Here is a 9,830-nt window from a genome sequence, read left to right on the forward strand (position 1 = left end):
GTTTTAGCAAATCCGATTTATCCCCACTCACCAGATAATCGGCTCTCTTGGGTTTGGTGGGTAAAATGTATTCTAAGATACATTCTTCCTAGCGAGGGGGTGGAACGAACCACAAAGACACAAAGGACACAAAGACTGAGCGATCATATTGTAAGTTAAACTTATCACACAGAACCTAGAAGAGTCACTCGGTTTTAACTTCCGTATCGAGAATCGTCCCTTTGACGTTAGCATCTTTAAAATTAGCCCCTTCAAGATTTGCCCTTTCAAGATTTGCCCTTTCAAGATTAGCCCCTTCAAGATTAGCCCCTTCAAGATTTGCCCTGTAAAGAATTGCCCTGTAAAGAATTGCCGCTGCAAGATTTGCCCTTTCAAGAAATGCCCCTGCAAAATTTGCCCGTCCAAGATTTGCCCCGTAAAGATTTGCCCCGTCAAGATTTGCCCCTACAAGAATTGCCCCGTAAAGATTTGCATCTGCAAGATTTGCTCCTTCAAGATTTGCCCCTGCAAGATTTGCATCTGCAAGAATTGCCCCTGCAAGAATTGCCCCTGCAAGATTTGCCCTTTGAAGATTTGCTCTGTAAAGATCTCGACATATCAACAGACAGTTTTGTAAATCAAGAAAACTGAGACAATCTAACACCAACATAGGCTTATAATCTATTCTTTGTCCCTGAAGACGGGCTAACCAATTGCCGAAAGCTTCAGGAGAAGGCCATTGAATGGGAAAAATTTCTTTGGTGACTCGCCCACAGGCATTAAATACCGCTAATAAAGCTTCCTCGGCATTGCGTGCCTGTCGCATTTCCTCCTGAAAATTGGGGCGGTTTTTTAAACCCTCCATCGGCATTCCTTTGACCAAAAGATATTTAATTAAATCACCCAGAGTTTTCTGCCACTGTTTCACTTCATCTGGGGACTGTAATTGTATTTGATTGACAATAAAACTAAAAAGATATTCATCTATTGCCGTCGATCCGCATAAAGTCGCCCAGGCGATTAAAGCTTGTCTGGGATCGTAGTCATTGTCATAATCATTTTCACTGTCTTGTAATTTCTTATGAATTTGCTTAACTCGGTCAACAATTCTGCGGGCAGTTAAATATTCACCAAAACTTTTATGGGTAAATTCAAAAGTTTTTTCGCTGCCTCGTAAATCGCCACTTTCTCGAAAATAAAAGGCTGTTAAAAGACGGGTGATACTCCCTTGGGAATCGCTTTGAAAACTATCTTGGAAATTTTTTAGGAGATTTTTTAAGCCATTATTTTCACAATGTTCTTTAATCTCTATAACGGTGGTGGTTCTACCATTACCATGCCAACAGGAAAGGGCAATTTCCATTAAAATTAGCACAAAATCTTTTTCTGTAATCCCTTCTATAGCCCGGTGGCCTGGACTATTTTTTTCATAACCTCGCTCATAGACTGCCTTGAGCAAATTTTCATAAATATTATTGAGATTAGTTTCTTGGGAAAATTGAACCTCGCCTCGTTCAAAAGTGAGAGCAATAAGATAATTTAATAGCGGTTGAGCGGTAATTTCTTGTAAATTTTCCCCCGATAATTCCGGCGGTAATTGTGCATAGTTTTTACCTTTAGCTTGCCCATACTGTTGCCACCATTGATGACGTTGATCGACTTTTAATAAGTTATCGACATCGCTAAAATTATCGCTGTTACCAACCCAATAGGGTAAAATAGTGATAATTTGCTGAGGTTTTTTAAAATTATTTTTATTGGATTGTACCACCACATCACGCCCACTAATCAACACTTGTAAACGGGTTTTATTTTGATTAAAACTTTTGACCTGTTCTCGTACTTCATTAATAAAATTTTGGGCGACTTCTTGGGCGATTTTTCCCTGCATAGATAGCTCATCTAAGCCATCAAAGATAATTAGTAATTGTAAATCTTGATCGCTCGGTTCTAGGGGATTTTCTGGTAAAAAACCGTCATGTTGAACAAAAGTTTTAACTGCTGTTACTAAATCGGTGGAGAAACTCAAGCGATGCAAGGGAATATATAAAACTTGTTTTTCTAAGCGAGCTTGTTGGGCAGCAAATACCTTACAAAAGGACGATTTTCCACTACCTGGCCCACCGGTCAATAAACGGATAGCATCATCGGATTTTGCCGCTTCTAACCATGTTTCTAACTGCTCTTGGAGCTTGATAACAATGCGTTTACATGATGGCTCTCGATGGTAATCTGTGTCTGGGGTGGCTTTTATTTCTTCTTCTTCATAAAATCCCCGTAGAGGTACATAAATTTGCTTTAAACTAAAGGTTTCCCAAAAAATAGGTTCATCGATCTGTTTTTGCAACCAAGCTCGATAATGTAACCAGCCTCTTTCTCGTTTCCAAGCATTGTTAAAAGGAGTGTCGATTTCATCTAAAAGCAGACTGTATTCATCTCGTTTATCTTTCCATTGCTCCTGCAATGCTAAGACAAAATAAGCTGGTAAACGGTTACTTAGGCTCTGTGCTTCCTGGGAATTAGTGATTAAATTATTTGTTGTTAACCACCGTAAAAAAGCTGCTTGGATTGGTGCGACTATAGGTAATCTTTCGGGATGCTCAAAAAAATCTTGATCGAGAATTAATTCCGGCTCTTCTAAAAAGTCGGTAATCTGACGGTAAAGTTCTTTTAAAGGCAGCTTTTCAACTTCTTGGGGCAGTAAATCAGCATTACTTTTAAGTAATCCTTTCATCGCTTTCATTAGCGATTGACTTATTAATAAACCCGCTAATTCCCCCGGAGTCCGACTTAAACCAAGATCATCTAAAACTTCTACTCCATTTTCGGCCAGATCATCCCACTGCAAAAATGCCCCGTTAAGAGCGGCTTTTCCCAGGGTACTAAAGAGACTTCTCAGATTGACTTTAACTTGTCGTTTCCAGATATTTTGGGGTTTGGAAACAGGAATTCCAGCAGCTGATTCGGACATAGGACAAAGCGATCAATAAAGCTTATGTAGTCTATTATATAAGTAAGTAGTTCTAATTAAGCTGTTCGTAATTTAAATTGCTTGTTGAGACGAGGCAAAAGGCAAGAGGCAAAAGGCAACAGTAAAGCGATTGGGGGAGGTTCGGCTAATCTAAGAATAAGCGGTTTAAATGCGTCTTAGCTTATCAGTTCACCGATGACTGAAAAAAGCTCTTGTCAGAGTCCCGCCCGAATATGTAACAATTTATGGAAGAAACCCCCAACAAATTTAACGAGAAAAACATGGCAGCTACAATTAAGAAAGGAGCTTTAGTCCGCGTGGTGACGGGAAACCTAGAAAATAGCCTCGAAGCCCTAGCCAGCGATCGCCGTTTACCCAGTTATATGTTCGACTCGACAGCAGAAGTCTTGGATATAAAAGATGATTATGCTTTGATTAAATTCTATGTTCCCACCCCCAGTGTGTGGCTAAAGCTCGAACAACTGGAACCCGCCTGATGAGGATATTGCCTCATCCATAAATCATGGTTGACTTCTACGATACACTCATCCCCTGTCAATCGCCCCGAGTCTCGGTTATTGGTGCTGGTAACGTCGGACGCACCCTGGCCCAACGCATCGCCGAAAAAAACCTCGCTGATGTGGTTCTCCTCGATATCGTCAATGGTTTGCCCCAGGGTATTGCTCTAGATTTGATGGAAGCCCAGGGCATAGAACTGCACGACAGCGAGATTATCGGCACTAATAACTACGAAGACACCGTAGGTTCGGATATTGTCGTGATTACGGCTGGATTAGCCAGAAAACCGGGCATGAGTCGCGATGATCTCATGAATGTCAATGCTAAAATTGTCGTCGAGGCCGCCACTAAATGCCTCAATTATTCTCCGGAAGCCATTTTTATCGTCATCACTAATCCCCTGGATGTGATGACCTATCTAGTCTGGCAAGCAACCGGTTTACCCCCCCAAAGAGTGATGGGAATGGCAGGAGTCCTCGATTCTTCCCGTTTACAAACCTTTATCGCCATGGAATTGGGGGTTAGTACCGCCGACGTTCATGCTATGGTTTTGGGTGGTCACGGTGATTTAATGTTGCCCCTACCCCGTTACTGTACCGTCAGTGGTGTGCCGATTACCGAATTAATGGACGAGATGACGATTAATCGTCTAGTGGAGAGAACTCGCAACGGTGGGGCTGAAATCGTCAAATTACTGCAAACTGGCGGCGCTTATTACGCCCCTGCTTCCTCTGCCTGTACCATGGTCGAGACGATATTGAGAAATCAATCCCGTTTACTGCCGGCGGCAGCCTATCTCAAGGGTGAATACGGTTTACAGGATGTTTATCTGGGGGTTCCCTGTCGCTTAGGATGCCGGGGTGTGGAAAGTATTCTGGAAGTGCGTTTAACCGATGCTGAACGTCTGGATTTACACACTTCTGCTGCCTCAGTTCGTCAAAATGTTCATTTAGCTCTTGACAGTCTCAAGGTTTTGATGTAGTTAATACAACTCATATTTTAAGAGGGTACAGGGCAGAGAACCGTTATACAAGGGAGTGCGACGGGAAGAACGCAGGCCGATTTGTTTAGTCAGTTCTTTGTTTCCCGATAAAATATAGGCTGTCCAACCCTTAAACCTCTGTTTTAAGACATCACCGAAGGATTTATATAGGGTCCCTAATTCTTCGGTATTGCCCAATCTTTTGCCGTAAGGGGGATTACAGAGAATAATCCCTCGATCGCTCGCCGGTTCTAAGTCGGTGATGCTTTGCAAGCTAAAATTAATATGGTTCTGCACTTGACAAAAATAGGCGTTATCCTCGGCCTGATGTAGAACCTCATAATCGGCATCACTAGCATAAATTGGCGCATTTAGCTGAGATTTTTGTTTTTCTTTAGCTTCCTTAACCAAAGATTGCCATAAATCCGGTTGATAGTCTGGCCATTTCTGAAATCCGAACTGGGAACGAGATAAACCGGGGGCAATATTTAAAGCTTTTAACGTCGCTTCGATGACAATGGTTCCCGAACCACAAAAAGGGTCTAAAAGCGCCATATCATCCTGCCATGCCGATAATTCTACCAAAGCAGCGGCGAGACTTTCTTTCAGAGGTGCGACTCCCATGGCCCGATGATACCCGCGACGATGCAAACTGTGACCAGAACTATCTAAACTAAGCACACAGCGATTTTTCTCGATATGAGCGTTAATTTGCAGGTCGGGATTTTCTGTATCCACAAAAGAACGGGGATTCCCCTGTTGACGCTGTTGGTCGATAATAGCGTTTTTGATGCTTAAGGCGGTGTAATGGGTGTGATTGAGGCGATCGTTCGTTCCCGTACATTGTACCGCTAAAGTTTCCTCACTGGTGAGATAATCGCGCCAATCAATGGCTTGAATGCCATCATAAAGTTCCTTCCCATCCCCACAGGGAATTTCGGCAATGGGAACCAAAACCCGAAAAATAATTCTTGACCAAAGATTGACTCGATAGAGTAGGGAGATATCCCCCTGAAAATGGACTCCGGTGAATACTGGTTTAACTTCTTTGGCCCCTAGGAATTCTAATTCCCTAGCGGCAATTTCTTCTAGTCCCCTCGCGGTGGTAGCAAAATAGGATCGAGTCATTTCAGTTATCAGTTATCAGTTTTCAGTTTTCAGTTTTCAGGTTTCAGTTTTCAGGTTTCAGTGACTAGCGCCGGTCGTTGGTAGCTTGAAATCAGAAAGATTGGCTCTCTTGAGTTTGGTGGGTAAAATATATTCTAAGATACAGTTGGGCTGGCGGGGGAGTGGAGCGAACCACAAAGACACAAAGGACACAAAGATCGATCGATCCTATATTAAGTTAAACTCATCATACGGGGAATAAGAGAGCCAAAGATTTTAATTTTTACCCTCTTGTAAATTCCCTATCTCATACGCTCTTTCTTTATCTTGTAGGTAGTCGGCGATCAAATCAAGTTTTTGTTAGGAAATATTAAGGGTTTCTCCCAATCAAGACTAGACAGCATTCTCTGAGAAAATAATGTAGGCGCTCATTATCATTCTTCTCGCGAGTTGCCTGAGCTATATTTGCTAGTTCTGTTTCTCCTATCTCTATATTATCCAGCCAACGCTCAAAATCTCCTTTGTCCATGTGTTCTTTAAATTTATTGGGATTATCTATACATAATTCGAGTAATTCTGGGATATTGTTAACGTCTTTTCCTCTACCCTTGTCTAAATTAAAATAGAAAGTTGGATTATATTTCGGAGTTCTACTGTAATTTTTAATTTCCTTAAGAAGATTTTTTAAATCATTGATAAGTTTATTTAAATAGCATTCTCTGAGAAAATAATGTAGGCGCTCATTATCGTTGGAGAAGTTTTTCTCGGGAGTTGCCTGAGCTATATTTGCTAGTTCGGTTTCTCCTCCCTTTATATCATGCAGCCAACGCTCAAAATCTCGTCTGTCCATGTGTTCTTTAAATTTCTTTGGATAATCTATACATAATTGGAGTAATTCTAGGATATTGTTAATATCTTTTGGTTTACCATTGTTTAATTTAAAAGGGAAAGGTGGATTATATTCTAGATTTCCACTGTAATTTTTAATTTCCTTAAGAAGATTTTTAAATAAATCATTTGTATCTGCTTCTGGTGCTTGTCCTTTGAAGTAGTTTTTAACTTTATCAAGAAGATTTTTAAAATTATTGATAAGCTTATCTAAAAGGCCTTGTTTATCTTCTCCTTCATCAATCATTGATTTTACTATTTGATACGTTTCCCATACTCTATGGTTAGACTTCCAAAATATTCGTGTACTTTTCACCTCTTTATTTTGTGGGTTAATTCCTTTGTACCAGATTTTTTTTAAACTTCCTTCACCGTCTCTTAACTGGATAATTTTGTTTCCCGTTTTCAATCCCACCACGATAAATATAATTATTGCTAAAAAAACTATCCCTAATATTATTAATAATACAAATAATGATCCGTTGTTAAACATTGTAGCCAATGCTATTTTTAATTCTGCTATGTTGAATATGGAAAAAATACCACCTATATTTGCGACTAATGCAATACCACCAAAAACAACCATAACCCAAGTATTTTCTTCTGCTTCAGTTTTTAAAGTCTGCATATAGCTTTCCCAAATAATAGGCTTTTGACCACTAGGTAAATTATTAAAGTATAAATCATTAATTTTAGGCTCAATATTAGTGGCAATATATCTACCAATTCTAACAATCAGATAAGTATTTCCATGAACAAGAAGGATGATTAATATACAAGAAGCGGGAACTATTATTCCTAGAATAATAGCTGAAGGTATTCGTCGTTCAATTGGAATATCATAAAAGCTTTGTCGAGATATTGTTTCTGTTTCTGTGTCTTTTTCTTTAATAACTAACCCTGAATTTTTTTCTTGATTGGTGTGGTTACTATCCGCTTTTGGATGAGATATTGTCTGTTTTATTGTATTTCCTGTTCTCTTTTCTATTGTAGTTGTATCTGTGGGTATTCTAGTAACAGTCGTTGTCTCTTTCATGATGGGAAGATTAGCGATGGGACTGATCCCAATTCCCAGTAAAGTCAAAACTAGAGCGCCTCCGAAGACAATAACATTAGTGCGATTTTGCACGGTTTGTAAAATTTCCGTTCGCAGGGTTTTATACTCCTCCATACACACATCGATCGCTTTATTGATATCGGGTTGATTGTTGTTATTAGGCATTTTTTAACTCCCGAATTTATATATAGTTGTAATTTTATCTGGTCAAATAAGTAGGTAGGCGTTAAAAATTATCAGACACCCACCTTATCAAGGGTAGATCCCCCCGCCTATCGGCACCCCCCTTATCAAGGGGGGCAGGGGGGATCAAACCTAAAATCCATTTTTAATTGAATTATAACCAGCTATTTAGAATTACACTATTGGCTTAAACTTTTCTTAATTAGTTCCAAGGCGATTTGTAAATTAGCCTGTGTCCAAAGGAGAGGAGTGGCATCATTAGGAATATATTTTCCCTGTTCTAGATAGTATAATTCGGGACATTTAAACTCACCCACGGGGGAATCTTTTCGCGTAACTTGTCCGAGAGAACGATTAAAGTAATGGGTTTGTAGCTTGAGGTATTTTTCCTGACCTGTACTCTGGAATTTAAGGGCAAAAATGGCAGAAATAATCGGATCAAAAATACACCATTGTGCTTCTTCGCCTAGGTTTAATCCTCTCCCTTGTTCCTGTAACCAATTTTCCCTTTCTGTCGATACCGTGGTGCGGATTTCTGGGGGAATTAAGCGATAGTCTCGACACCAAAAAGAATCACCTAAATAGCGACGAATACCGTAATCTCCCTGAAGGTGAACGATAACATTATTAAGAATTTGATCGGCGATATTTGTCTCCACCACTTGTAAGGGATAAATCAAAAAAAGTAGGGCTGCATCATAACTTCTTGCCTGCGCTACTGGTAGAAGACACTCGGCTGGTAAAATACGGTATAAAGCTTGTTCTCCTATCTCAATTAAGTCCGCTAAAAATGCTGGTGTAATCCTGCGATTTTCGGCTGTGAGATTTATCTCTGTCTCGATTAATAACCTTTTTAATTCGCGTAATCCCGCTACCACAACCCCGATGCTAGATGCTTCTATTTTGCGGGTTTCTTCCCAGTGACCGCTATCCTCATCCTGCCAATAACTAATCGCTTGAAAATATAAGGGGAATAGGGCAATTGTTTCTAAACAATGGGGGGAAAGCTGAATATATTTTTCCCGTGCCAAACGACAATAAAACCAGAGAAAATAGCCAAGGGCATCATTTTGTGCGTGTTGCCAAACTTGGTCAATTTCCGTCAGTGTACGTCCCTCAAAACGAATATGAGGACGTTCCATGATCTTTTCAGGATTAACCCGACCTTGGATAATATTAATAAAACGCCTTTGGAACTTTTGAAAATAGTTCATCAAAGTCTGAATATTCTTGACAGCGATCGCTGTCTGTCCGATAATATAGTGAGAATAAGCCAGATAAACGTTATCCCTCAGCCAAACATTGGTATATCCGGTGTATTCTGTCTCATTACTGACTAATGCTGCTGGAAATAAGCCATTTTCCAGATGGGGAAATCTCAAGACATCATTTTCCGACAAAAACGCGGATAATCTCTGAAGATCCCCCAGAGAGTAGCGGTATTTAATGAAATCGAGAATTTTTTCGTTGTGAACAACTAGCATCGGCAAAATACCCCAATAATCTGCTCAAAAACGAATTTATTCCGATAAATTCTACTGAGAAACCCAAAAAATGCGTCTTTGATTGGGATCCCGTCGGGGACTTTGTTCCCCCATGACTTGCCGCGCTTGACTAGGATCAAAGCTGCGAGTAAATTGACCGCGCAATTGATTGACGCGTTCCTCCTTTTCTTGGGCTGCCAAACGCACTTCTTCCAGTTTTGCCTGTTGCATCTGTTGGTAGGGTAACAAACGAGCGATCGCAAAAACCGCCGTGATGGAAATGGCGCTATAGGCAATAATTCGCAGCCAAATCTCGATAACTTGCCATTTTTGGGATTTATTGCCGCTTTTTGGCTTTTTTGGTGTTTTTTTGTCGGTTTGGTTTCGTGTTCGTGCGGTCATAGATTTATGAGTACAAGTAAAATCGGTGAGAAAGGTGGCTAATTAGGGTTTGCTGAATAAATCTAAAAACCTTGTTGGGTAAAACTTTTAGACTTTTTGTCAATCAAAAAGTACCAGATATGGGAGTGATCAGGGGGAAAATTCCGGGACTTTTTCCCTAAAAATTAGGTAATTGGCCACCTCAAAACCGGTAAAACCCCACACCCCACACCCCACACCCCACACCCTGCCCCCACCGAAAAACTTTTTCAGCAGACC

Annotated in this window: 7 protein-coding genes; 2 read left to right on the forward strand and 5 right to left on the reverse strand. The window is 40.4% G+C overall.

Translation table 11 applies throughout. From position 1 onward, the window contains the following. Nucleotides 1–184 precede the first annotated feature (184 nt). On the reverse strand, nt 185–2,950 hold the full coding sequence (locus IM496_RS17665; RefSeq protein WP_287662753.1) for a pentapeptide repeat-containing protein: 2,766 nt from the start codon (nt 2,948–2,950) through the stop codon (nt 185–187). A gap of 281 nt (nt 2,951–3,231) precedes the next feature. Between IM496_RS17665 and IM496_RS17670 the strand changes: the two genes are divergently transcribed. Both IM496_RS17670 and mdh read left to right on the forward strand, forming a co-directional pair. Then, nucleotides 3,232–3,447 (forward strand): NAD(P)H-quinone oxidoreductase subunit O, encoded by a 216-nt coding sequence (locus tag IM496_RS17670; protein WP_110579781.1) that lies wholly within the window; start codon nt 3,232–3,234, stop codon nt 3,445–3,447. Between the two features lie 26 nt (nt 3,448–3,473). Then, entirely contained in the window at nt 3,474–4,451 is a 978-nt protein-coding gene (gene mdh / locus IM496_RS17675; RefSeq protein ID WP_287662754.1) for a malate dehydrogenase, read from the forward strand. On the opposite strand, the gene IM496_RS17680 is transcribed toward mdh, so the two are convergent. The 4 genes from IM496_RS17680 to IM496_RS17695 all read right to left on the reverse strand — a co-directional run bounded on the left by IM496_RS17680 (nt 4,452) and on the right by IM496_RS17695 (nt 9,572). After that, nucleotides 4,452–5,579, reverse strand: coding sequence for a THUMP domain-containing class I SAM-dependent RNA methyltransferase (locus IM496_RS17680; protein ID WP_287662755.1), 1,128 nt, complete (start codon nt 5,577–5,579; stop codon nt 4,452–4,454). Nucleotides 5,580–5,928: 349 nt separating this feature from the next. Beyond that, on the reverse strand, nt 5,929–7,668 hold the full coding sequence (locus tag IM496_RS17685) for a hypothetical protein (protein WP_287662756.1): 1,740 nt from the start codon (nt 7,666–7,668) through the stop codon (nt 5,929–5,931). A 197-nt stretch (nt 7,669–7,865) separates the two neighbouring features. Continuing rightward, nucleotides 7,866–9,170 carry a glycoside hydrolase family 15 protein gene (locus IM496_RS17690; protein ID WP_287662757.1) on the reverse strand — a complete coding sequence of 435 codons (1,305 nt, stop codon included), beginning with the start codon at nt 9,168–9,170 and terminating at the stop codon, nt 7,866–7,868. Nucleotides 9,171–9,221: 51 nt separating this feature from the next. Continuing rightward, nucleotides 9,222–9,572, reverse strand: coding sequence for a slr1601 family putative cell division protein (locus tag IM496_RS17695; RefSeq protein ID WP_194014533.1), 351 nt, complete (start codon nt 9,570–9,572; stop codon nt 9,222–9,224). Nucleotides 9,573–9,830 lie beyond the last annotated feature (258 nt).

Origin of the sequence: Microcystis sp. M049S2 (genome assembly GCF_020245625.1) — a bacterium.
GTDB classification, from domain to species: Bacteria; Cyanobacteriota; Cyanobacteriia; order Cyanobacteriales; family Microcystaceae; genus Microcystis; species Microcystis ichthyoblabe_A.